The sequence below is a fragment of the Psychrobacter sp. Ps4 genome (assembly GCF_022129285.1).
In the GTDB taxonomy this organism is placed as follows: Bacteria; Pseudomonadota; Gammaproteobacteria; order Pseudomonadales; family Moraxellaceae; genus Psychrobacter; species Psychrobacter immobilis_A.
On record NZ_JADQAK010000015.1, the window covers coordinates 14,246 to 38,519 of the forward strand.

At 42.8% G+C, this 24,274-nt stretch carries 20 protein-coding genes and 1 pseudogene; 10 read left to right on the forward strand and 11 right to left on the reverse strand.

The features are described 5' to 3' along the window. Positions 1–209: 209 nt before the first annotated feature. From murI to I3252_RS09640, 3 genes are all read left to right on the forward strand, one after another. Complete coding sequence (murI, locus tag I3252_RS09630; protein ID WP_238035034.1) at positions 210–1,217, forward strand: glutamate racemase; 1,008 nt, start codon at positions 210–212, stop codon at positions 1,215–1,217. A gap of 165 nt (positions 1,218–1,382) precedes the next feature. After that, positions 1,383–2,381, forward strand: coding sequence for a DUF4062 domain-containing protein (locus I3252_RS09635; protein WP_227694213.1), 999 nt, complete (start codon positions 1,383–1,385; stop codon positions 2,379–2,381). Positions 2,382–2,657: 276 nt separating this feature from the next. Further along, the gene (locus I3252_RS09640) at positions 2,658–2,957 is read left to right on the forward strand and encodes a hypothetical protein (RefSeq protein ID WP_045455583.1); all 300 of its coding nucleotides are present in this window, start codon (positions 2,658–2,660) and stop codon (positions 2,955–2,957) included. A 137-nt stretch (positions 2,958–3,094) separates the two neighbouring features. Here the strand turns inward: I3252_RS09640 and I3252_RS09645 are convergent, their stop codons facing one another. From I3252_RS09645 to msrA, 4 genes are all read right to left on the reverse strand, one after another. Next, entirely contained in the window at positions 3,095–4,576 is a 1,482-nt protein-coding gene (locus I3252_RS09645) for a lytic murein transglycosylase (protein WP_238035035.1), read from the reverse strand. A 230-nt stretch (positions 4,577–4,806) separates the two neighbouring features. After that, positions 4,807–5,520 (reverse strand): DUF1499 domain-containing protein, encoded by a 714-nt coding sequence (locus I3252_RS09650; RefSeq protein ID WP_238035036.1) that lies wholly within the window; start codon positions 5,518–5,520, stop codon positions 4,807–4,809. A gap of 81 nt (positions 5,521–5,601) precedes the next feature. Continuing rightward, positions 5,602–6,255: a thiopurine S-methyltransferase gene (gene tmpT / locus I3252_RS09655; RefSeq protein ID WP_238035037.1), complete on the reverse strand. Its 654-nt coding sequence runs from the start codon at positions 6,253–6,255 to the stop codon at positions 5,602–5,604. A 171-nt stretch (positions 6,256–6,426) separates the two neighbouring features. After that, a complete protein-coding gene (msrA, locus tag I3252_RS09660; RefSeq protein WP_045448022.1) occupies positions 6,427–6,948 on the reverse strand; it encodes a peptide-methionine (S)-S-oxide reductase MsrA in 522 nt (173 codons plus the stop codon). A gap of 203 nt (positions 6,949–7,151) precedes the next feature. Here msrA and cmoA point away from each other — a divergent pair, with 203 nt between their 5' ends. The 4 genes and pseudogenes from cmoA to I3252_RS09680 all read left to right on the forward strand — a co-directional run bounded on the left by cmoA (position 7,152) and on the right by I3252_RS09680 (position 11,292). Continuing rightward, the gene (gene cmoA / locus I3252_RS09665) at positions 7,152–7,952 is read left to right on the forward strand and encodes a carboxy-S-adenosyl-L-methionine synthase CmoA (RefSeq protein ID WP_238035038.1); all 801 of its coding nucleotides are present in this window, start codon (positions 7,152–7,154) and stop codon (positions 7,950–7,952) included. Between the two features lie 83 nt (positions 7,953–8,035). Further along, on the forward strand, positions 8,036–8,899 hold the full coding sequence (locus I3252_RS09670) for an FRG domain-containing protein (protein WP_238035039.1): 864 nt from the start codon (positions 8,036–8,038) through the stop codon (positions 8,897–8,899). Positions 8,900–9,059: 160 nt separating this feature from the next. Continuing rightward, a complete protein-coding gene (cmoB, locus tag I3252_RS09675) occupies positions 9,060–10,121 on the forward strand; it encodes a tRNA 5-methoxyuridine(34)/uridine 5-oxyacetic acid(34) synthase CmoB (protein WP_238035040.1) in 1,062 nt (353 codons plus the stop codon). Between the two features lie 70 nt (positions 10,122–10,191). Then, positions 10,192–11,292, forward strand: a pseudogene (locus I3252_RS09680) (DUF1176 domain-containing protein). A 156-nt stretch (positions 11,293–11,448) separates the two neighbouring features. Here the strand turns inward: I3252_RS09680 and I3252_RS09685 are convergent. Next, the gene (locus I3252_RS09685; RefSeq protein ID WP_045448016.1) at positions 11,449–11,667 is read right to left on the reverse strand and encodes a DUF2788 domain-containing protein; all 219 of its coding nucleotides are present in this window, start codon (positions 11,665–11,667) and stop codon (positions 11,449–11,451) included. A gap of 726 nt (positions 11,668–12,393) precedes the next feature. Between I3252_RS09685 and argS the strand changes: the two genes are divergently transcribed. The 3 genes from argS (at position 12,394) to I3252_RS09700 (ending at position 16,375) form a co-directional block, all read left to right on the forward strand. Then, positions 12,394–14,223: an arginine--tRNA ligase gene (argS, locus tag I3252_RS09690; RefSeq protein WP_238035041.1), complete on the forward strand. Its 1,830-nt coding sequence runs from the start codon at positions 12,394–12,396 to the stop codon at positions 14,221–14,223. Positions 14,224–14,325: 102 nt separating this feature from the next. Then, positions 14,326–15,135: an SPOR domain-containing protein gene (locus I3252_RS09695; RefSeq protein WP_238035042.1), complete on the forward strand. Its 810-nt coding sequence runs from the start codon at positions 14,326–14,328 to the stop codon at positions 15,133–15,135. Positions 15,136–15,280: 145 nt separating this feature from the next. After that, the gene (locus I3252_RS09700) at positions 15,281–16,375 is read left to right on the forward strand and encodes a PTS sugar transporter subunit IIC (protein ID WP_238035043.1); all 1,095 of its coding nucleotides are present in this window, start codon (positions 15,281–15,283) and stop codon (positions 16,373–16,375) included. Positions 16,376–16,478: 103 nt separating this feature from the next. Here the strand turns inward: I3252_RS09700 and I3252_RS09705 are convergent, their stop codons facing one another. From I3252_RS09705 to rdgB, 6 genes are all read right to left on the reverse strand, one after another. After that, entirely contained in the window at positions 16,479–17,429 is a 951-nt protein-coding gene (locus tag I3252_RS09705; protein ID WP_238035044.1) for a c-type cytochrome, read from the reverse strand. Between the two features lie 329 nt (positions 17,430–17,758). Next, positions 17,759–18,769, reverse strand: coding sequence for an SDR family oxidoreductase (locus I3252_RS09710; RefSeq protein WP_269129682.1), 1,011 nt, complete (start codon positions 18,767–18,769; stop codon positions 17,759–17,761). 225 nt (positions 18,770–18,994) lie between these two features. Further along, on the reverse strand, positions 18,995–20,308 hold the full coding sequence (gene clpX, locus I3252_RS09715) for an ATP-dependent protease ATP-binding subunit ClpX (RefSeq protein ID WP_045448011.1): 1,314 nt from the start codon (positions 20,306–20,308) through the stop codon (positions 18,995–18,997). Between the two features lie 115 nt (positions 20,309–20,423). After that, on the reverse strand, positions 20,424–21,128 hold the full coding sequence (gene clpP, locus I3252_RS09720; protein ID WP_270896824.1) for an ATP-dependent Clp endopeptidase proteolytic subunit ClpP: 705 nt from the start codon (positions 21,126–21,128) through the stop codon (positions 20,424–20,426). Between the two features lie 448 nt (positions 21,129–21,576). Beyond that, positions 21,577–22,920: a trigger factor gene (tig, locus tag I3252_RS09725; RefSeq protein ID WP_055125866.1), complete on the reverse strand. Its 1,344-nt coding sequence runs from the start codon at positions 22,918–22,920 to the stop codon at positions 21,577–21,579. Positions 22,921–23,443: 523 nt separating this feature from the next. Continuing rightward, the gene (gene rdgB / locus I3252_RS09730; protein ID WP_238035045.1) at positions 23,444–24,097 is read right to left on the reverse strand and encodes an RdgB/HAM1 family non-canonical purine NTP pyrophosphatase; all 654 of its coding nucleotides are present in this window, start codon (positions 24,095–24,097) and stop codon (positions 23,444–23,446) included. Between the last annotated feature and the right edge of the window lie 177 nt (positions 24,098–24,274).

Below are 24,274 nucleotides of genomic sequence, written 5' to 3' on the forward strand. Positions count from 1 at the left end.
CTATATAAATTAGATACGGTGTCAGGTTCGCTTAGTCTACTATTTGTAGTACTTTCGCTTGCCCTCCTTGTATCCAAATTATATTGAACAGACTATAGCGATAAATCACCAGATAATTACTGTAGTATGCTAAACAGCAAACAGCAAACAGCAAACAGCAAACAGCATAAAGATGACGATATGTATATAAAAATGGCAGTAGAGTAGTGATGGATATTGCTGCAAGTAATAGCTTAAATAGGGTGAAAATGCGCTCAGATAGCCTTGATGGTAAACATGTTGAGCATGTAGAGAGTATAACTAACGCTAAAGCTGACATCCATAAAACGAATATCGGCACAGTTATAAATAATAAAAAGCGCAATGCGCCAATCGGATTGTTTGACTCTGGTGTCGGTGGACTGTCTGTTTATCTACATTTGGCACAGCAGTTGCCTGCCGAGCGTTATGTCTATTATGCAGACACCTTAAATGTGCCTTATGGTAATCGTGATAGCGCCGATATTGAAGCGTTGACTTTAACAGCCGTTGATTGGTTGTATGAGCAGGGCTGCAAGCTCATTGTTATTGCTTGTAATAGCGCCTCAGCTTATGCTTTGGCAACAGCCAGACGGCGTTATCCGCAACTGCCTATCGTCGGATTAGTACCGGCGCTAAAGCCCGCCATATCGGCGAGCAAAACTGGTCGCGTGGTCGTTTTAGCGACTAAAGCTACCTTGAATGGCACATTGCTTAATGAGGTCATCGATCACTTTGCTAAACCCAACAATACGGTAGTGACCAAATATTTTGATCCGCAATTGGTACCTTGGGTAGAGGCGGGAATGCCAGAGCAGGACGATACTGCTTTAAGATTACGCCAGCAGCTCACATTATTTGCTCATGATGGCGTTGATCAATTGGTACTAGGCTGTACGCACTATCCATTTTTCAAAACGTTTTTGTTAGATGAGATTGCTCAGCAGCAATTGGCGATGCAGGTCGTTGATTCTGGACAAGCCATTGCTGAGCGAGTTAAGCAGCTATTGGCTGCAAACCAGCTGTCTGCATTGGTTAACAATATCTCAGATGGTCATTGTTTAGAAACAACTGACAAAACAAAAGTTGTCATTCGACCGCCATTGATTTTTTATGCGACTAAGTTCGATGATAAACTGGGTACTTTAATAGCGCGTTTGCTTGGCAAAGACGCCATCTTGCAATACTGTTCTGAATAGGCGCAGCTAAAGGTGTTTATATCAAACCCGTAACCATAATATTGATATATTAAAAATAAATTGAGCTTATTTTTATAAGATTATGCTAGGCTGTGCAACACAAGATATTTGTGCTCTATTTTATATCATATTATTCTATGTCATGACCTAAGCTTAGAGGTGATTGTGCCAAACCGTCGCTATCATATTCACATCATATGCGCTGACAATGATCAATTGTTGGTCTTGGACAGCTTGGCGATATTTTTTCAGTCGCGGGCTTTTTTGACCTATGATGTGTCGAGCCAATTACCAAAAGCATCGCTATATGGTCGACAATGTATCGACTCCTGCGATTATGCACTGATGCTCATTGGAGACAGTTATGGCACCGTGCAAAGGAATGGCGTTAGCCAAATGCATTTGAGCTATTTGAATGCCAAAGCCAAGCTCAAACCGTTACTCATCTTAATCAAAAATCATCATCCAGATGCGAGTATCAGTCGTCAACTGCAAGAATTTATTAAGTCAGTGACTCGGCAGGACAATACGATATATTATTATGATACAGAAACGGATATTGAGCCATTACTTGTACAAGCTTACTATAACGCAGTGACCAATCATCAGGTCGTTGGTGGATGGCTGAGAGCCAATGAAGAGATGATTAAATTCAGCAAGCAAACCGTGGCGGAACGGTTTGCAGATCTATTGTCTACTGACAAAACGCTAAAGGAAAATAGCCCACCTGCTGATGAATTCGTCTCTGATGATGTGAGTAAGCCAATTGTATTGTTAGAAGCTTTTGATATTCAATATAGCGCTCAAGCTTATGCAGGTGGCAACCTAACCGATGTTACCAGACCCTTGACCTTAACATGGCAAGAGATATTGATCGCCTTGATGAAAATACCAGCGACCTTTTCGAGCTATGGCTTGCAAAATGCTGTGAATCGCTTGATAGCGTCAAAAGCTGAGCAAGACATCAAAAAAGAGATGCCGAATGTCCATGCCGTCTCGCGCTGCCAAATTTCTCAAGATGATTTGAACCAGCTACAACGTCAGCTAGTGGGTGCAAACTGGATACAGCTCACAACCTATGGCACTCGCGTCTCGCAAGAACTTTGGAAGTTGACCTTTCATGCAAAAAATCTATTGAACGAAGTCCATCATAACTCCCAATGATTCGTATTTTGCACTAATAATATTCCTGCCTTCCTCATTTAAAAGTAGTCATAGCCTATCTGCTGTAAAGAGCACACGTGTGGCTGTGACTACGTTTTGTAATACAAAGCATACGCGTCAAAGGTTGTGAATCCATTTAAGACTGGTAATATTAAGACTAATCAGAGATTGATAATAAATACATTATTTATATTAAAATTACTGACTTATATATTGTATACATACAAATCGGATGTATATAAATCGCATAATAATACTGACTAAGGAGAGCACCTGATGAGTAACGCTAAAAACGATGCATTAAAAAAAGAGCTTGATGGCTTAGAAGAATCTATGCATGCTGCCGAGCAGTTTCATACACTAGAAGAGCAAGTAGCGGACATGAAACGTCGCGGTATCGACCCTAGCCAAGCTTATAAAGACTTGGACAGAAAAGAAGAAGATGCTGATTGGGGTGATGCTACTTGGAAAGAAAACGGCAAGTGGGAGCCAAAAACGCCTGCTGATCTAGATGAAAAAGCACGTGAGAACTGGGATGGCGACAATGGTAAACCGAACCCACCACCGATCGTTTAAGTTAAAAGCTGACTAAAAACTAAAGAATGAACCTTATGAAAAAAGCCACGTTATTATTAACGTGGCTTTTTTTATGTGCTTAATCTAGGGCGTGCTTAGTATAGTATGTGTTTAACCTAAGATACATCCGCGGAATACTAAGAACCTTCGTCAACACGAACGAGCTTTACCACACCGTCGCTACCGATGACACGGCGATAGCGTGTGTTACCAGAGGTAGGTGACTGTGCAGAAGGCTGCGTCGAGTAAGCATTAGGAGTACTCGTTTGCTGCTGAATCAGCTGTCCCATGCGATCAGCAGAGGCAGGGTTTAAAGGCTGGCTATTCGATGGCTGTCCGTATTGATTGCCGTATTGCGTACTTTTCGGGGCTGTGTTTCCAGCGTTTCCAATGATTGCGCGGTAGAATTTCTGTCCTGCGCGGCCATCCGCTGGCAAGATACCACGACTAGATTGGTATTGCTGAATCGCGATACGGGTATTGTCGCCAATAATGCCATCAACACCACCAATATCGTAACCCGCATTCAATAACGCCTGCTGGATATCTTTGGCTTGCTGGCGACTGATACCAGGGTCATCGGTAGGCCATGCCGTGACAAAGTCAGTTTTGCTGCTGTCCTCTTTGGTGATTAAGTCTGATAAATGGGCGATTGCCAATGCATAATTTTCTGACGCATTATAAGAATAAAACGTATCAAAGTTTTTACCGACCAAGAAAGCAGGACCATCTTTGCCAGCGGGTAATAATAACCCGGCGCTACTCAAATCGTTTGGCAATGGACTGCCATTGGCGAGCGTGATACCTTGATTGCGCCAGTGGCTAATAGACTTCTTGTTTTTACGGTCAGACGCAGCCCAAAATCCACTGGGCAGCTTGACTTCGTAACCCCAAGGCTCGCCCGTGCGATAGCCACGATTGTCCAAGAAGTTGGCGGTAGAGGCGAGCGCGTCAGGCACACTATTGACCAAATCACGGCGACCATCGCCATCAAAATCGACTGCCAGCTCTAAAAAGGTACTTGGCATAAATTGCGTTTGCCCAAAAGCGCCTGCCCATGAGCCGGTCATATCACTTGGCGCGATATCACCGTTTTGGACGATTTTTAGCGCATTAGCGTATTCACCTTGGAAGTAGCTCTGACGGCGATCAAAACAAGACAGCGTCGCTAAAGACTCAAACAAAGGTTTTTTGCCCAATGTCTGCCCAAAGTTTGACTCAACGCCCCATACACCTAGTACGTGCTCGGCTTTGACGCCATAGCGTGATTCAATTTGACGTAGCGTATCTGCCCATTGGCGCTTGGCGCGGATGCCATCTTCTACACGCTCTTTATCGACCAGTGAAGATAAATAGTCCCAAACGTCTTTTTGAAATTCTGGCTGATAATTCAATGACTGAATCACGCTAGGATCAGGCTGGCTAGGGCGATAGTTATTAAAAGTAGAGCTATCAACCCCGCGAAATTTACTAGAGTTTTTCAAACCGTCTAAGCATTGTTGAAACTCGGCATTAGATAAGTTTGGTGCTGGTGGTTTGGCTGCTTGAGCAGTGCTAGCAAAACTCAGTCCAACAGCAAGGCTGAGTAACGATAAAGTAGAAACTGGAGTCAAACGCATGAAAATATCCTATAAACGTTGAAATAGTTATTAAAAGAGAAAGCAAAGCTGATTAGTGCAGTATGGACTTAGAGTAACCAATCTCATGGGTAAAGAAAAGGTATCGAAGTAAGCTGTTACTATAAATTGACGGTGGCGTGAGGTTGAGAGAGGGTTTAAGGTAGATAGGCTAAAATGGATAAAGTACTAAAAAAATTCAATTAATCATTTCTACTTCATTCAAAACCTAATCACTCGCCCAAAACCCTATCCAACTCTTCAATCAACTTATGAATCCGCGCCGCATTTTTGCCCAAATCGCTCCCACCAACCCGTGACTTGCTACGAATATCTACTAGACGTTCACTACTGTTATCCGTGATACGCACGACAACATCATCTTTAAAACCGAACCAAGCAGTCGTATCTGTCGCTTCAATGACGCCTTTGTCAGCATCGATATTGACAAGCTCCCAACCTAAATTATCGATGGCTTGTTTGGTTGCCTCAACCAACTCAGATTTTGACTGGCTATAGCGTAATGTTTGTAATTCAGGGTAGGCGGCACGCTGCTGCGTTGCAGTCTCTACACCTGCATACTCAACTGGGTTTGCTGCATCAGCGCGCAGTGGAGCAATGGCCACAAATTCAGGTGGATTCACTAAGTCAGTTGAGATATCGTGAATGGGCGGTACATTTTTAGCGCTATTCATCATGCTTAGTGGAATAGCAATGGCAATGATAGCAAGCGCTGCTGATGTTAATGCGCTACCAATGCTAGCCGTGTCTCGTTTAAATAAAAGCTGTATGCCTAATAGTACCAATGCTGCGATACCAGCAAATACACCAAACTTAAACCCTGAAAACGCAGTCGCTAAATCGACTAAGCCAAACTTGTACAGCGGACCTGCGAGTGTGACTAGCAAAATAGAGATTAAACTTATCAGCCCAACGAATATTTTCATTCAATTTCTCCATCATAATTTAGTACTGATTAATCACTACGCAAAAGGCTTTATTAACCACTCATTTCATTTTTCAACCACTCATTTTAATAGCCAAACATGCTCCGTGACCATTAGCTCAGGTGCCGATCCTATAGAAGTAGGTTCACTCGTCAGTTCGCTGATATGATAGTTATCGCCATAATATTGCTGTATTTGCTCGCTACTGATAGAGAACGGCGGTCCCGCTTTTTTGCTTTGGTCATAAGTGAGAGTGATGATAAATTGTGGTGCATTAGCACTGAGCTGGTACATTTGCGCACTATATTGCACACGCATATCAGCCGGTAGCGCAATCAATGCGGCTTTATCATACACGGCATTTACAGATCCGATATCCTCAGATGACAGTGCAAAAATATCAGCAACCCATAGGGTAATAGTTTGTCCTGACAACTGACCTTGATAGTATTTAATGGCTGAATTGTCTGCATGCTGGTGCACAGTAGGGGAGATATTCTGCTCAGTAAAGAATTCTTGTACCGCTGTTTCCACCAATTCAACGCCTACGACGTCGTAGCCTTGCGCTGCCAGCCAAGCCATATCAATCGATTTACCGCAAAGAGGGACAAAGATACGGCTACCAGCTGGCACGTTTAATTGTTTAAAGTACCTCCTTAATAATGGATTCACCGCAGACTGATTAAAGCCAATGCGTTTCTCTTGCCAGCGGCTGTGCCAAAATTCAGCGTTCATACCTTCGCCTTTATTCGTTGAGGGTTATATTTGAGTTGTTTCTATCATAACTTTTTGAGTGAAAATGCTAAAGATGTTAAAAAGCCAAACGCTAATACAATAAGCGTTTGGCTATAATGAAATACCAAGATGTTTTTTTATTCTAAATAAAAATTATCTTCATTTTGTCGTTTAGCTCACCATATATTGACTAAACTCTTTACGCAATTTGGCAAGCTTTGGCGGTATGGCAAAGTTACAATACCCTTGTCCTGGATTCTTATTAAAGAAATCCTGATGGGTCTCTTCTGCTTGATAAAACTCAACAGCTGGATGTACTTCAGTGACCACATTGACGCCCATATCGCGCAGTTTGTTGATAGTGCGGTCAATCGTTGGTTTCTGATTTTCTTCGGTATAAAAAACCACGCTGCGGTACTGGCTGCCGACGTCATTGCCTTGACGATCCATTGTGGTGGGATCATGGGTGGCAAAGAAAACATCAAGTATCACTTCTAACGGGACGATAGAGTCATCAAACTCGATTTTGATGACTTCAACGTGCCCTGTATTGCCACTACAGACCGCTTCGTAGTTGGCAGAAACAGCGTCACCACCCATGTAGCCTGAAACGACAGATTGCACACCTTTTACGGATAAAAATACCGATTCGGTGCACCAAAAACAGCCACCACCCAAAATAATGGTTTGCATAATTTTTCCTATTTTTATAAATATAAAATATGAGCCAAGTGTTTTTTACTTAGCAATACGTATTTAGCTTAGCAGGGCATCTGACCGCGATAAGTAACAAACAGTAATGTTATAATGGGCTTTTGCTACGTCGTGCCGCTTTCAGCTAATAATGACAAGCAAGACCATTAATTATCTCCTAATTTAAGTTCTATTATCACAAAATGAGTCATATCATGAGTCAATCTAAGCCTGCTATTGTTAAACACGACACCCTATTTGACAAACCGTTTACCACGCCACTTGATAAAGCAGCTCGCTTTTCTTTCGATGAGCAAGTGGTGGCTTGTTTCCCTGATATGATTCGTCGCAGTGTGCCTGGTTATGGTCAAGTGCTGGCGATGCTGCCCATATTTGCCCGTCGTCACTGTAAGTATCGTCAACAGAGCGATAGTGGTCAGCGCGTCAGTCGAGTGTATGATTTGGGCTGTTCACTTGGCGCAGCAAGCATGACGTTGGCGGGTGAGTTTGAGCCGCAAGATTTGCAGATTAAAGCGATTGATATCTCACCAGCGATGACCACCGAAGCGACCACGCTACTGAGTGACAATTATCCTGAGCATGATATTGAAGTCATTACCGCTGATATTCGCGATGTCGAGCTTGAACCGTGCGATATGGTGATTTTGAATTTAACGCTACAGTTTTTGCCCGCTGCCGATAGAGTCGCAGTCTTAGAGAAGATTTATGCAGCATTAAGCGAAGGCGGCATACTGGTATTAACTGAAAAAACCCATGCTTTTGATGAGCAATATGATGCATGGTTGGTTGAGCGTTATTACGACTTCAAGCGTGCCAATGGTTATAGCGAGATGGAAATTAGCGGTAAGCGTAATGCACTAGAGAATGTGCTTATCACTGATACATTAGATGAGCATCATGCACGGTTAGATCAAGTTGGCTTTAAACGTCATCTGACATGGTTTCAGTTTTTAAACTTCGTCTCTATTGTGGCATTTAAATAGATTTTTTGAGAGCTGATCCTACCGCCCACTATTATCTTTCATACTTACTAGGGCACAGCTATATTGAGCTAAGGAAATTATCAGTGAATTTGAACTTCAACAGACGCATAGATAAGAAGGTAATAAGTGTAGATAGCTTTATAGATCTTTTGAATCTATATGCTTCTAAGGATTATGAAAACTACGAGTACTATTATCGTGGACATTCGGATCAAGCTTACGCTACGTTACCTTCATTATTTAGAGAAACCTCTCATATATATAATGAAGACAAAATGTTTCGAGAGCTTATTTTGAGATGTCCTAACGAGTTTAATAATTTAAACGGCACTTTTCAGAAGTTAGTTAAGATGCAACACTATGGACTACCAACACGCTTATTGGATATAACTTCTAATCCTTTAATAGCTCTATTCTTTTCCTGTATAAGTAATCAAGATAAGGACGGTGAAGTTGTCGTATTTAAAGTTCCTAAAAAGGAAATCAAATATTATGATAGTGACACAGTCGCGATCTTGTCTAATCTGGCTCTGATGAAACGTGACTTTGATATTACAGGTGTAGAAAGTCTGGAGCCACATATGTTTTCGCAAAAGAGCCCTGTTGATCTTCTTATATATCAGGTTGGGCAGGAAAAAAGTGGTTTCCGTTCAATGCTAAATCCTAAAGATTTAATTTCTACTGTGTGTGTTAAACCCCTTTTAGATAATGAAAGGATTGTTAAGCAAGATGGTGCATTCTTATTATTTGGTATGGGTGATAATATTACGAAGCCTGCTAAACTTGACGACGATAAATATCTTCCAACAGGTGAAGAAAAGCTAATCATACATAAAGATAGTAAGTCTCTTATTATCAGTCAATTACGAACTCTTAGTATTCATGGCGGAACAGTATTTCCAGACATTGGAAATGTAGCTGAGTCAATAAAGCAACAGTTCCGATAAATTTATACTTATTTTTTGTCTATGAGCGAGGTACGAACTGAGTCATTAGAGATAGGTGCCCTATGCCTCGCTTATTTCACAATTTTTAAAGAATCTTGATTTCGAGGCTCATTTTTTAACTCATCTCTTTTAAATATAAATTAATCCGAACTGAAATCTTATGCTTAACGACACTATTACTCACGCTGAACGCGAATTGTATTTAACCTTGTTGGAGTTAGCCCAGCAGCAGCCAAGTGCTTATGAATGGCTTACGCGCTTGCCAACATGGTTAAATGATATCAAAGACAAAGCCAACTACGCGCATGCACCTGCTTATCAAGCGTCAGTCGCTCGTTTGCCAACATTAACCGTCAATAATGTCGATCTGAACAGTGATGTCCTGACGATTGAGGCAAATCTTAGTGAGTCTCAGCGCAAACAAACAATGGCATTATTAAAACAGCTGATGCCGTGGCGTAAAGGGCCATTTCAGATTGGTGGTCAGCTCGAAAATCAAATTGATAGTGGTCAGAATGAAGACCAACAAGCCGCGCCAATATTTATAGATACCGAGTGGCACAGTGATTGGAAGTGGCAACGGGTCGCACCGCATTTTGGTAATTTAAAAGGTCGTCGCGTATTAGATGTGGGCGGTGGCTCTGGCTATCACGGCTGGCGTATGGCTGGCGCTGGCGCGGATACAGTCATTATCATTGATCCGTCTTGCTTATTTTATCATCAGTTTATGGCGATTCGTCATTTTGTCGGTGCAGCTGATAGCTATAAAACGCATTATATCCCCGTACCACTTGAAGCATTGCCCGAGCATAGCCAATTATTTGACACCGTATTTAGTATGGGGGTGCTCTATCATCGCCAATCGCCGTTTGAGCATTTACAACAGCTTAAAGGGCAGTTGGTCAAAGGCGGTGAGTTGGTGCTTGAAACCTTGGTTATCGAAGGTGATGCCAATACCGTACTGGTGCCACATGACCGCTATGCCCAGATGAATAACGTGTATTTTTTACCATCAGTCGCGGCATTGACAGGCTGGCTAGAAAAAGCTGGATTCTCAGAGGTACGTTGTGTCGATATGGCAGTGACTTCGATTGAGGAACAACGTAAAACTGAGTGGATGACTTATCATTCGCTAGCCGACTTCTTAGATCCTAATGACTCGACTAAAACCATGGAAGGGTATCCTGCGCCGATGCGTGCGACTTTGATTGCCAAAAAGTAGCGCGTGCGTACTGTATCACTCATAGGGAATATGGACAGTGAAAAAATTAACGATTTTGCTCAGCGCTATGATGGGCTTGCTGCCATTGACGTCCATATCAGCTCATGCTGCCTATGGTACGCCATTTGAAGGGTGGGGCTTTGTGCAGGATGATTGGCAAGTGGTTTGTGATAATACATTGACTTGTCGCGCAGCAGGTTATGCAGAGGAGGATCAATTAGATACGTCTGCCTCAATATTGCTCACAGTATTACCTAAAGTTTCTTTACCAAGTGCCACAGTACAGTTTTTACCAGAGGTTCCAAAGCAGAATAATACCGAGGCTGAGCTTTGGTTAAATGGCAAAAACCAAGGCATGCTACAACCAGATGCTGATGGTTCTGCGTACGATTTAACCGCCAAGCAAACTCAGTAACTTCTGAGTCATTCGCGTCAAAATACTAAGATAGAGATAAGAGCGGGTGATAAAAATTGGTCTATTAGCGACAAAGGTATGAGTGCGGTATTGCTCAAACTTGATGAGGTGCAAGGCAGAGTAGGCACGCCAATAGCATTGGTGAGTAAAAACCACACAAGTAAGCAAACACCGAAATCCGCTAAGCCAAAGCCAATCATCAAAAAGGCATTCTCGTATTCAGAAAAAGACAATAAGACACTATCTGCATCAAAACAGGCGTACTTTCAGGTCAATATAAACAAGTGGGTGAATATTGATGACGAGCAGTTAATGGGCTCAGATGAGGTGATGGGAGACTGTGAGTTGGTTAATCCAAAGAACGACGTGTATCAACGAATGCAAGAGTATGGTGCTGATAGGTTGGCTTGGACGTTTACACCCGTAGATGCCACCCATACGCTTGCCAGTCATCTTTGTTGGCAAGGTGCCTATAATGAGAGTTCAGGTTATTGGCTTATTAATCATGACAAACCAAGCAAGCCAAAACTGATCACTACGGCAGGCAATGACTATTCTGATGGCGAGATTTGGGCTGTGCATAAAGATCGAGGCTTGGGTGATTGCTGGAATCGCGCGATATGGGTTTGGGATGGCAAAACGTTTACTAATAGCGAAGATTCAAGCACTGGCATGTGCCGAGGCTTTGCCGGTGGTGCGTGGGATTTACCAACTTACGTGAGTGAAGTTGTAAAAAATGATAGCAAGGCTCAGTGAGTGATATTTTGATAGGAATGATTGACACACTATAAAGTGAAGCCGTCATGAGCCATGCATTTTTTAATTGATTATTTAATCGTCTATTTATCAGTGATAGGCGAATTATTTATTACCTATCATTGATAGTGAGGACACGGCCCAGTTATATAAAAATTATATCAACCACCTTTTAAAAGCGACTTCCAATAATAGCTTGAGTAAGAAGCCCACAAACCCTGCGCCTAGTGCTAAGAAAATCCAAAATGTACCCGCACGCCCAGCTTGAGATTCTTTAGAGATATCCCACATAATAAAAAATAAGAAGGCGATAAATATGGGTAGTAAAACATACAATCCCCAACTGGTAACTGTACTGGCAGCAATAGCAAACATGGCATAATCCTATAAAGTAGTAACGCCGCCTTTATTTATTTCTATTATTTTATGGATCTTTTAATAATAATTGCCTTCAAAATGAAGTATCACCATTCATGATATAAGCAGTAATCCATAAAATAAGTCAGAAAAAAGCAGGCAGCAATACAAACCGTTATTATAACGCGGAAGCGAGCAGGTATAAACTGCTGCTAAGTATGAGACAACAGTAACGCTACAATTTGCAGGGCTGACTTATCGGTAACAGCGCTAAATGCTGATCTATTTAAAATATTTTAATCTGACTTATCGTGAGTGAAAGCACAGACAACGCCTGTTAGAGCGTGTCTTCAATTCAATCGATTAACCTCTAAATGGGCTAAAAATGGCTAAATTTTGCCAAACATCGTCAACCAGCTTATCAATATATCGATATTATTTGTGCTATTTTCCTTGTTTGACGGCAATTTATCTCATGTTTATCACCATTTTTAAAATGAAGACACGCCCTAGTCACTTAAATTATCAGTGTTAACTGTCATAACCGTAAGATTTTAGTGCTAATTTTGGTGCAAATGGTGCAATGCAGGGCAAAGATTGTTATATTTACAGGTTACTTATCTTTTTTGTATTATTTTATCCCCTGCAATGTCGGTCGCTATTATAATAGGCAGTTATTGGCTGCTCGCATTCGCCACATTTTTATACCGTTTTTGTTGTTTATTTAACTGAGTTCAAATCCTTATGTCACAAGCCCAAATTGATACACTTGCATCACTATTTAATGATGCGATTCAAACCCTACAAGCAGATGGCACGTTACCAAGCGATTGGCAAAATAATAGCCAAATCACCCGTACTAAAGACTTAAGCCATGGTGATTTCGCCAGTAATATCGCGCTGACAGCGGCCAAAGCTGCCAAGGTCAATCCACGACAGCTTGCCGAAAAAATCGTCAATGCGCTGCCTAAAAACCAAGACATTCGCCAAGTAGAAATCGCAGGTCCAGGCTTTATTAACGTGTTCTTAAATGCGGAAGCCAAATTTGCGGTATTAGATGATATCTTTGCCTTGCAAGATCGCTTTGGTTTAAGCGATCAGTTTGATGGGCAAAAAATTCAGGTTGAGTTTGTCTCTGCCAATCCAACGTCAAGTTTGCACGTTGGGCACGGTCGCGGTGCAGCGTTCGGTATGAGCGTGGCAAACCTGCTGGAAGCGATTGGTTATGACGTCACGCGTGAATATTATGTCAATGACGCCGGTCGTCAAATGGATATCTTGGCGACCAGTACCTATTTGCGTTATCTGGAAACCAACGGCGAGCAAATAATCTTCCCAGTCAATGGTTATCAAGGTGATTATGTCAGTGACATCGCCCAAACGTTAAAAGCGCAACACGGCGATCATTACGTTCATAGCTTTGCAGCAATCGCTAAAGATGTGCCAGCAGATGCTGAGTTTGAGATCAATGCGGACGGCGAAAAAACACTGCTATCAGGTGACAAAGAAGCGCATATTGATGGCTTGATTACCAACAGTAAAGCCTTGCTTGGTGAGGGCTATGAGCTGTTTTTAAATGCGGCATTGAGCAGTATTTTAGCCGATATCAAAGATGACTTAAATGACTTTGGTGTGCGCTACGAGTGCTGGTTTAGCGAACGGTCTATTGATAGCGATATTGAGCCAGTCTTACAGACCTTAGATGAAAAAGGCTACCTATACGAAAAAGACGGTAATATTTGGTTTAAATCAACCGATTTTGGTGATGAAAAAGACCGTGTTGTGCGCCGTGCCAATGGTCAATCTACTTATTTTGCCTCTGATATTGCGTATCACAAAAACAAATTTGATCGCGGTTTTGATAAAGTGGTCAATGTTTGGGGTGCCGATCACCATGGTTATGTGCCACGCGTAAAAGCCGCTTTATTGGCGCTTGGTATCGATGCTGAGCGTTTAGATGTGGTACTTGTGCAATTTGTTGCACTATGGCGTGGCAGTGAAAAAGTGCAAATGTCCTCGCGCTCAGGTCAATTTGTCACCCTGCGTGATTTACGTAACGAAGTTGGTAACGACGCCGCGCGTTTTTATTATGTCGCCCGTAAGCCTGAAGTGCATATTGATTTTGATTTGGAGCTGGCTAAATCACAAAGCAAAGACAATCAAGTGTATTACATTCAATACGCGCATGCCCGTGTTTGTCGAGTGTTAGAAAAGCTACAAAACAGTGGTCTTGTGGTAGACGATGCGATTGGTTTAGAACATCAAAACTTACTTAGCGCACCAAACGAAGACGAGCTAATTAAATTATTAGCAGGATATCCAGCGACATTATTACGCGCCGCGACGGGTTATGAGCCACATGTCTTGACCAACTACCTTAAAGAGTTGGCAGCGCTATTTCATGGTTGGTATGACAGCAATCGCATTTTGCCAGTGAGTTTGACGTCAGGTGAGACACCAAGCTCGGATGAGATGGAATTGATGCAAGCCCGTTTGCGTCTGTCTAAAGCCGTACGTCAAGTATTGGCCAATGGTCTTAGTTTATTAGGGTTGTCGGCACCATCTAGCATGTAGTTTTTTTCTAGTATATAGTAACTTTCTAACATGTAGTATGAGTATAGATGACTGCCAGCCATAATTTGATGATAGTTAGATTCAGTAGGGAGAACCAGATCCATGCTAGCCAAAAAACCTAAAGGTGCGACTGAAAAACGCAAAACAAGTAGCGTATCAGGCTTATTGTGGATGTTTGTCGGGGCTGTATTGACCCTTATGATAGGGGTATTTATATACTTGTCACCATTATTTGATTTCAGTCCCGCTGACAGCACCGCTGGTAATGATCCTGATCGTCAGGTACAGCCACGTGTCGACACTGATACTGATAATGGTGATTATGAGTTCTATGATATTTTGCCCAATCAAGAGATGGCGACTATTCCTGATGAAGATCTTGCTGAGACAGGCGATGATCGTATAGGGGATATCAGTGCCTTTGAGCCTGATGTGGTGGTGACTCAACCTGAAGATGGCTCAGCCAGTCGCAATGATGATACTGGTAACTTTGGTATCTCTGAAAATACAGTGATTGCGCCCAGTCGTGGTAATACCGCTGCTACCAGTAATAGCGGCGATGACATTGTGATCGTTGAAGAAGATGCGACCTATGATGGATCGCCGCCTACTAGTAGCAATAATACGTCCACCAATAATGCAGGTACTGCTAGCGTTCAGGCTGCAAAACCTGCGGCAACTTACATTTTACAGATCAACAGCTTCGGTGATGCGGATGAAGCGGATCGCCGCCGTGCTCAAGTGTTGATGGCAGGTGTAGACGCTCGCGTGGTCAAGAATACGACGGGTAATGGTTTGCCAATCTATCAAGTTATTTCTCGCCCAATGAATAACCGCCAAGCAGTAACCACTGCTCAGCAGCGCCTACAGAATAACGGTATTGACTCCATTATTGTTGAACAGCGTCGTTAAGTTATACTGTTTAATGACAGTTATAGTTCTTTATGAATAATAAAAAAAGCGTCGCAATGACGTTTTTTTTATCTCTGATTTTTAGCAAAGTTATTTTTCTGTTGGTTTATTACCTTTCATCAAAAATTTTATAAAGAGCCTGGCTATGACTGTCTCTCATTTAGCAACACCGCCTACTGGCTTCATTAAAGCATTTTTCCAAAAGTATTTTATTGATGCGTTTACTGGCATGGCTTTAGGGCTATTTGTCACATTGATTGCTGGTCTAATCATCTCGCAAATCGGTGGCTGGTTAGATTTGCCCGCATTGGTTGCGGTGGGCAAGCTTGCCTCAGTACTAATGGGTGCGGGTATCGGAGTAGGTATCGCCTATTACCTTAAAGCACCGACGCTCGTCATGCTCAGCTGCTTGGTGGCGGGTATGCTTGGCGCACACTCTGAAGCATTAATGGCAGGGACGTTATTTACGCCCCAAGTAGGCGGACCTGCGACCTTTGCCGCCTTACCGGGCAATCCGATAGGGGCGTATTTGACCTCGGTATTTGCTTATCGTGCTGGTACTTGGGTCGCTGGCAAAACCAAGCTCGATATTCTATTGGTTCCTTTATTGGTATGCGCGGTAGCATTAGCAGTTTGCGCCCTATTGAATCCACCTATCGTCGCTGCGGTCGCTGCCATTGGTCAAGGTATTCAAGCGGCCACTGAGTTACAGCCTCTGTTAATGGGTATTGTGATTGCAGTGGTGGTGGGTATTTTATTGACATTGCCAACGTCCAGCGCTGCTATTTGTATCGCAATTGGGCTTGGCGGCGTAGCAGGCGGGGCAGCAGTGGTAGGCTGTGCGGCACACATGATTGGCTTTGCCGTTGCAAGCTTTAAAGACAACGGCGTCAGTGGCGTAATATCTCAAGGTCTGGGCACCAGTATGCTACAGATTCCTAATGTGTTAAAAAAACCGCTGGTGTTATTGCCTGCTGTGATTGCCAGTGCCATCGTTGGTCCTATTGCGACAGTAGGTTTTGGACTGGCATGTACGGCAACGGGTGCGGGTATGGGTACCGCCGGATTGGTCGGTGTATTTGGAGTGATTGAGGCGTCACAAGACATCATGAGTACGGGTCAATTATGGACAGCGATTATCCTGTTGATGTCTGTATTACCTGCCCTAATTGCAGGGGTGGTCGCTCATGTGATGCGCCGCGTGGGCTGGCTGGTTGATGGTGATATGAAGTTGCCTTAAATTAAAGATAAAGGACGCAAATTGTCCTAACTATCAATAATAAAAAAGCCCAGCTATTAAATAACTGGGCTTTTTTATTATATAAATTATGAGCTTTTTTTAATTAACGGCGTACATCTTTAGGGGCATCACCATTTGGCCAGTCTTTGTCTTTATTGGCTTTGATAGGTCGCGGCAGATGGGTAAAGTAAGCAGCAATATCGACCGCTTCTTGGTCACTAAGCGAGTTACCTTGACCAAAGGGCATTTTGCCTTTGATAAAGGCCGCTGCTGTATAAGTTCGCGCCATACCTGCGCCATCGTTGAAGGACTTGTCTCCAGCTACTGCTGGATAGATATAAGTGCCATCGTCGTTATATTGACCTTCGCCGTTTTCACCATGGCAAACGCTACATTTTTCAGCAAACAGCTTTTTACCCTTGTCCGTATTTGGCTCTAAAGTTTTGTCTACCTTAACAAAACCGCGACCTTCAGGCGAGACACCATAAGGCAAACCCTGTGATAGCCAGCTCATATAAGACACCATCGCATTCATATCATCTGAACCTAAGTCAAGCGCTTTGCCATTCATTGAGCGTTCAAAACAGCCATTGATGCGCTCTTGTATTGAATTCACGCGACCAGCACGTGAACGATAAATAGGATAAATACCCGGCATGCCATTCCAAGGCGCTGCGTAAGCCTCTGAGCCGTTACCCAAGTGACAGCTGGTACAATTCAACTGGTTGCCGACATTGTCAGGCATTTCTTTATAAGTATGATTGGCGATTTGTAAGCCGCGACGTACTGCTGCGCCGAACTCATCATCTGGAATAGTGGACTCATCTGGCATGCTAACGCTCAGTTTGGCGCTTGGATTTGCAGCCATCTCGTCTTTAATTTCTGCGGCACGTGCCTCAAGTGACTTAACACGGGCTAATGCTTCAGCTTCTTCGACACGGTCGACAGCCTTGGTATCTGATTCACTACAGCCTGACAGGCTAACCGCACCAATAGCAAAGATAGCAGCCAGTAAAACGGAGGAAGAGGGTTTGACCCTTAAAAGTATTTTCATTGGAATATCCTTATTATCAAAAATAATATGTAATAATATATTTTTATGATAATTTAGCTGTCAAAATGACAGAAGTAATCTTAATTTTTGTGCAAAAAATCTGAATGAATCGTCAATCTGTAAGTTGCTAGAAACATAATTGTACCAAATATTAAATAATTAAAGTATATAAATAGATAAAGTGTTTTGGCTTTAGAGGGACATGAATCAATTTCATACCGTATGAAGAACCATATTGAAAGACAGTGTTGAAATACTCCCCACAAAAAAGCGCTTAAATATTGATAATATTTAAGTGCTTTTTTGTAGGCAGTGATTTTTAAAACATACTATTTTGGCGTGCTTGGTTTTTTATGGCGGCGTGGTTTGAGCTTACGAGAGAGCGTATGGACATCGTTCAATATTTGACTGTATGTCGCTGGAAAGACACGCTGTACCGCGTCGATTATTTTGGCATCATTGCCAATCAGACAGCGCGGTTGATTGGTCGCGGCAGCCTGCAAAATAATCAAAGCGGCATGGCCTGCATCAAATTTCAGAAACTTATTAAAGCTCTGAATGGCTTTGGGGCCAGTACGCATGCCAATATCATTGATACTGTCATTACCACGGGCACTATTGGCAATATTGGTTTTAATACCGCCGGGATGGATGCAGGTCGCTGACACACCGCAGCGCTGAATATCTAGCTCTTGACGCAAGCTTTCAGTAAAGCCGCGTACAGCAAATTTACTGGCGTTATACGCAGATTGTGACGGCTGCGCAGTCAAGCCAAACAGGCTTGAGATATTAATGATGTGACCATGCTCGTTAAATTGGCGCGATCTGTTTTTTTTGCTGCCATTCGTCGATTCGCTTTGTTTGACACTATTTTTAATCAATGGCAAAAATGCCTTGGTGCCATAGACCACACCCCAAAAATTGATGTCCATCACCCATTCAAGCTCGCTAATGCTACTGCCTTCTACGGTCGAATATAGCGCCACGCCTGCATTATTAAAGATGAAGTTCACTTTGCCATGGTCTGCCATGACGCTATCTGCCCACGCTTCCACGGCTTTATTGTCTGAGACATCAAGTACTGTCATGGTCGCTTTGATAGCATAACCAACGAGCAATTCTTTGGTCTGTGCCAGTTGCGCCGCGTTGATATCAGAGAGCGCCACGTGGCAGCCCATCTTTGCCAAATGAATAGCCAACTCGCGCCCCATACCAGAGCCAGCACCCGTAATAGCCGCGACATGATTATGATAATAAGGGGCGATATCTTGGTCTATCGTGGTATGAAAAGGCAAGTGTTGACGTAATGAGGTTGCGATAGAAGTAACATTGTTAAGCATGATAAACAGTCCTTTGTTTCATCAGTGATAGGTGTTGGTAGCACATTTACCTTAGCATGCTTTGTGGTTTTAGCTATAAACGATTGATAGACGCCGCTGTCACTTTATCCATACATTGGCTGTCATAAAACGATCATAAGTGAGCAGCCATAAAAAAACGCCTAGCATAAGATATGCTAGACGCCTTTACTTCAATGACAGTTTTAATAAAGCTGATAACAACCGCTAAGCATCTATCGCTATTTGCTCTGAGTCGTCGGTAGAAAAGATAATTTCAGGTGTTTTACCTTCATTAATCACTTGCTCATCGACGATGACAGTCTTGGCGTTTTTCATAGAAGGCAACTCGTACATGGTCTCAAGGAGCGCATTTTCAACGATAGAACGCAAACCACGAGCACCAGTCTTACGCGCCATGGCTTTTTTGGCAATCGCATCGAGCGCTTCTTTGGTAAAGCTAATGTCAGCGCCTTCCATATCGAATAGATACTTATATTGCTTAACCAAGGCATTTTTTGGTTCCGTTAATATCTGAACTAATGCTTCTTCGTCCAGCTCTGTGAGCGCAGCAAGAACAGGAAGACGACCGATTAATTCAGGAATAAGACCAAACTTAATCAAATCTTCAGGCTCTACTTGTTGCAGTAATTCTGAGCTGCGTTTGCTATCGTCTTTTGAGCTGACATCCGCATTAAAGCCGATACCGCCTTTTTCGGTACGCTGCTGAATAACCGCATCAAGACCGGCAAACGCCCCGCCGACGATGATTAAGATGTTACTCGTATCAACTTGGATCAGCTCCTGTTGAGGATGCTTGCGACCACCATGCGGTGGAATGGCAGCAACCGTACCTTCGATAAGCTTTAGCAACGCTTGCTGTACGCCTTCGCCTGACACATCACGCGTGATAGACGGGTTGTCGCCTTTCTTACTGATTTTATCAATCTCATCTATATAGATGATGCCTTGCTCTGCTTTACTGACATCATAATCTGATGCTTGCAAAAGTTTTTGCACGATGTTTTCGACATCTTCACCGACATAACCTGCTTCGGTCAGGGTCGTCGCATCGGCCATCGCAAAAGGCACATCCAGTAGACGCGCCAAGGTTTGCGCCAGCAATGTCTTACCAGAACCCGTTGGGCCAATCAGCAAGATATTGCTCTTAGCCAATTCAACCATGGCATCGTCAGCGCCAATCTTCGCTTTCTTGCTGTCATTGGCTAAGGTTTGGCTAACTTTTAGACGCTTATAATGGTTATAGACGGCAACTGCTAGTGCTTTTTTAGCAGCGTCTTGTCCAATGACGTATTCGTCAAGCTTGGCACGCAGCTCTTTTGGCGTTGGTAGCTTTTTATTGACCCAAGACGTATCAATATCGCTGTCATCATCGCCATCTTCAGCGCTATCAGCGATTAAATCGGTACATAGCTCAATACATTCATTACAGATATTGGCATCGTCAGCGGCAATCAGCTGCTGTACATCGCTTTTGGCTTTGCCGCAAAACGAGCAATGCGGGGTGTTATCTTCTGCCATAAAAGGCGCTCCTAAAATTTAAAACTGACAAATATTTTGATTTTTTACATCAAAGCCAAAACGTATAACGCTCAGGCTTTTGATGCCCATCAAAGCTTTTGCTCTTATGCGGTAATTATAAAGAAGTAGGGCGGCGCTCTAATACTTCATCGACCAAACCGTATTCTTTGGCTTCTTTCGCATCTAACCAAAAGTCACGCTCAACGTCTTTTTCGATTTTCTCTAATGGTTGACCAGTACGTTCTGCCAAAATCTCATTTAAACGGGCACGCGTTTTTAGAATTTCACGCGCATTAATTTCGATATCGGTTGCTTGACCTTGCGCGCCGCCTGAAGGCTGATGAATCATGACACGAGCATTGGCAAGAGAGTAACGCTTGCCTTTTTGACCAGCCGCGAGCAAGAACGAGCCCATGCTATAAGCACCGCCCATACAGATGGTCGATACTTCAGGTTTGATGAAGTTCATGGTATCAAAGATTGCCAAGCCTGCACTCACTGAGCCGCCTGGTGAATTGATATACAAATGAATGTCTTTGTCTGGGTTTTCCGCTTCTAAAAATAGCAACTGTGCAACAATCAGATTGGCCATATGGTCTTCGACTTGACCGGTCAAAAAGATAACGCGCTCACGCAATAGACGCGAGAAAATATCAAACGAGCGTTCACCGCGAGAGGATTGTTCAACGACCATCGGTACTAATGCTGCATGCGCAGCTTGAGGGGCGCTTTGGGTATATTGCATGCCTTGTGCGTCGTTATGCGCACTCATCAGCATATCAAAATGTGGGTTGGCAGTGATGCGATCATAATCTGTCATAAAGATGTCCTGTTTATAAGTACATAAAATAAAGGGATTGAAGCGAGCGAGCGGCTACGCTTGTATGGCTGCTCATCATGTTAGATGTTGCCGCTTTTTAATAATATTCGCTGGCTGAAATAATAAGCGCCAGATATCGCTAAAAATAATTGAGCTAATGGTAACTTTTTTATTGAGGCAATAGTAACTTTTTCATGTGAAAAATAATTTTCTATTTATAACATGAGTGCTATTAATAAAATGATTGACTCACTATTAATAAGGCGTCTGTAACCATTTATCAAGGGGCTTGGTGATAAACTGTCCATAAAGATAGCATATAAATCCCCAATAAAAATGCCCTAACACATATGTTAGAGCATTGCGTTAGAGCATTATGTTAGAGCCTGTTTAGATTGAGATTAGCAAGTTGCCATTCAATGGCAAATTGCTAAGTTATCTCACTAAATTACATGCCTTGCTGCTGTTGTTGCTGTGCAGCTAATAGGTCTTGGTAGCTAACTTCTTTGTCAGTTACTTTGCCTTGCTCGATTAAATAATCAACTACTTGGTCTTCTAGTACCACAGACTCAATGTTCGCGCGCTGCTGCTTGTCATTGGTGTAATACTCGATTACTTCGCTTGGATCTTCATAGTTTTCAGCGGCTTCTTTGATGAAGGTTTCAACGCGTTCTTGATCGACTTCTAAGCCTTTGGTATCGATAACGCGAGCAACGATGATGCCAAGACGGGCAGCACGTAGCGCTTGCTCTTCAAATAGCTCGTTTGGTAGCATGTCTTTATCGAAGCTATCAGCATTGGCACCGAACTGCTGAGAAAAACGTTGCATCATCATGTTGCGCTGACGCTCGATTTCTTGCTCTAGCATAGCATTTGGTACATCAAACTCGTTCTTTTCTAGCAATGCGTCAAAAGTCGCTTGCTTAACTTGGCTACGCGCAGCGTTTTTGATTTCGCGTTCCATGTTTTTGCGAACGTCTTCTTTTAACTTCTCAATGCCGCCTTCTTTCACGCCGAATAGCTCAAGGAACTCTTCGTTGATTTCTGGTAGCTTAGATTTTTCAACCAATTTTACATTGATTTTGAACTGAGCTTCTTTACCCGCTAAGTTTTCAGCTTGGTAGTCTTCTGGGAAAGTCACGTCGATAACTTTCTCTTCGCCAGCTTTCATGCCTTTGATACCCGCTTCAAAACCAGGAATCATCTGGTTGCTACCGATAACCAGTTTGAAGTCTTCAGCAGAACCGCCTTCGAATTTTTCGCCATCGATAGAGCCTTCAAAATCAAAAGTTACTTGATTGCCTTTGTCCGCTTTACCTTTTTTCTCAACGAATTCTTCACGTTGCTTTTGAAGGTTTTCGATCATAGTATCGACGTCTTCTTCGCTTACTTTAGCAGTGTGACGCTCAACTTCGATCTCATTGATACCTTGCACGTCTACTTCTGGGAAGATTTCAACAGTGGCTTGATAAACCAAGAAATCATCTTCAAGTTTTACGTCGTCGATGTTAGGCATGCCAACTGCGCGGATGTCTTCAGATTTGATCGCTTCAAAAACGGTATCACGGATCACATCGTTGATAACTTCTTGTTGAATGCCAGCACCGTACTGTGAACGGATATGTGACATAGGGACGTTACCTTTACGGAAACCGTCAATCTTGGCAGTTTTCGCAACTTGGCGAATACGACCTTCGACTTTGTTTTGAATTTTTTCGACAGGTACTTTAACTGTCAATTGGGTTTCTTTATTAGATAGCTTGTTGGTTGTGACTTGTAAATCTGTAGCCATGTTAATTACACCTTTAGGATTAAATAGTACGTTTGATTAAATAGTACTTAGGGTTAAATGGTAATAGACAAACCGTGCCTCAAATTACGGGCGTGTACCATGGGTTGCCGTTGGAATAAATAGGGGATAGCGATAGCGCGCAATGTCAAAGTCAGTACCTTGAGCAATCGCCTTTGGTCACCACTGGCGCTGACTGATACTAAAATGTGAAACGGTTATCTTAGTGATAGGCGCTATCAGATATCAATCATAAACCGTTAATGCACCGCATAATAACGCTTTTTGGTGAATTATACAGACAAATAACGGCTTTCAACAAAATTTTAAAAGTAGAACAGTATAATCTATCTGTTTATTAAAGTAAAAATTATCTCTTTATCGTCCATTCACTTTGAATCTGCTACATCGTCAATCTCGCTTAAAGTACGATTTGTATCTCTGTGCTCGACTTTCTTGTATCAGCGTTAATAGCTAAAGGAATAAATTGAATCGACTATAGGTTTTAAGGTTATCTTAAGGTTATCTACAACGGCAACTGCGCCAATAATTGCTGAATCGCCTGACCACGATGACTGATGCGGTTTTTATCAGCAGCACTTAAGCTCGCGGCGCTAGCTTGCAACTCTGGCAACCAAAACAGCGGATCATAACCAAAACCGCCGTCACCATGCGTTGTCTCTAAAATCTCACCCTGCCATAGACCTTGCGCGATAATCGGTAGCGGATCATCAGCATGACGAACCATCGCCAGTACGCAAACAAATAACCCTTTAATAGGTTTGTTAGCTTGCGCATCACGGATAGGCTGCAAGTCAGCGATGAGCTTGATGTTGTTTTTACCATCGTTACCATGCTCACCAGCATAGCGAGCAGAATAGATGCCCGGTGCGTTACCTAATACAGGCACACACAGTCCTGAGTCGTCAGCAATCGCAGGCAGTCCGCTGATACGGCTGGCATGTCGCGCTTTGATAATAGCGTTTTCAACGAAGCTTAGCCCGTCTTCGATGGCGTCGTCAATATTGAGCTGACCTTGCGGGATGATCGTCACATCCAAATCTGCCTCGGCAAACAGCCTTTTAAACTCAGCCAGTTTGCCTTTATTATTACTGGCGAGCACCCATTGATTATCAGGGGTCGATTGGGTAGAGGATCGTGAGGTATTCGTGGTGCTCATAGGGTTATTCCGTTATGTCATTATTAAGAATATGGTTAGTGAAAGTATCATTATTGAAAGTATGGTCAGTTTTTAAATTATAGCTGTCTCTTAATGCCAATTTCATCAGTCTATCAGTCAGCTAAGTGCCTAGCACGATTGGCATGGCATTCTGCGCTTATTCTATAGACAACCAAA

Coding starts and splice junctions, on each gene's coding strand:
- murI (WP_238035034.1), top strand. CDS start 210: ATGGATATTGCTGCAAGTAATAGCTTAAATAGGGTGAAAATGCGCTCA.
- I3252_RS09640 (WP_045455583.1), top strand. CDS start 2,658: ATGAGTAACGCTAAAAACGATGCATTAAAAAAAGAGCTTGATGGCTTA.
- I3252_RS09645 (WP_238035035.1), bottom strand. CDS start 4,576: ATGCGTTTGACTCCAGTTTCTACTTTATCGTTACTCAGCCTTGCTGTT.
- I3252_RS09650 (WP_238035036.1), bottom strand. CDS start 5,520: ATGAAAATATTCGTTGGGCTGATAAGTTTAATCTCTATTTTGCTAGTC.
- tmpT (WP_238035037.1), bottom strand. CDS start 6,255: ATGAACGCTGAATTTTGGCACAGCCGCTGGCAAGAGAAACGCATTGGC.
- msrA (WP_045448022.1), bottom strand. CDS start 6,948: ATGCAAACCATTATTTTGGGTGGTGGCTGTTTTTGGTGCACCGAATCG.
- cmoA (WP_238035038.1), top strand. CDS start 7,152: ATGAGTCATATCATGAGTCAATCTAAGCCTGCTATTGTTAAACACGAC.
- cmoB (WP_238035040.1), top strand. CDS start 9,060: ATGCTTAACGACACTATTACTCACGCTGAACGCGAATTGTATTTAACC.
- I3252_RS09685 (WP_045448016.1), bottom strand. CDS start 11,667: ATGTTTGCTATTGCTGCCAGTACAGTTACCAGTTGGGGATTGTATGTT.
- argS (WP_238035041.1), top strand. CDS start 12,394: ATGTCACAAGCCCAAATTGATACACTTGCATCACTATTTAATGATGCG.
- I3252_RS09695 (WP_238035042.1), top strand. CDS start 14,326: ATGCTAGCCAAAAAACCTAAAGGTGCGACTGAAAAACGCAAAACAAGT.
- I3252_RS09700 (WP_238035043.1), top strand. CDS start 15,281: ATGACTGTCTCTCATTTAGCAACACCGCCTACTGGCTTCATTAAAGCA.
- I3252_RS09705 (WP_238035044.1), bottom strand. CDS start 17,429: ATGAAAATACTTTTAAGGGTCAAACCCTCTTCCTCCGTTTTACTGGCT.
- I3252_RS09710 (WP_269129682.1), bottom strand. CDS start 18,769: ATGCTTAACAATGTTACTTCTATCGCAACCTCATTACGTCAACACTTG.
- clpX (WP_045448011.1), bottom strand. CDS start 20,308: ATGGCAGAAGATAACACCCCGCATTGCTCGTTTTGCGGCAAAGCCAAA.
- clpP (WP_270896824.1), bottom strand. CDS start 21,128: ATGACAGATTATGATCGCATCACTGCCAACCCACATTTTGATATGCTG.
- tig (WP_055125866.1), bottom strand. CDS start 22,920: ATGGCTACAGATTTACAAGTCACAACCAACAAGCTATCTAATAAAGAA.
- rdgB (WP_238035045.1), bottom strand. CDS start 24,097: ATGAGCACCACGAATACCTCACGATCCTCTACCCAATCGACCCCTGAT.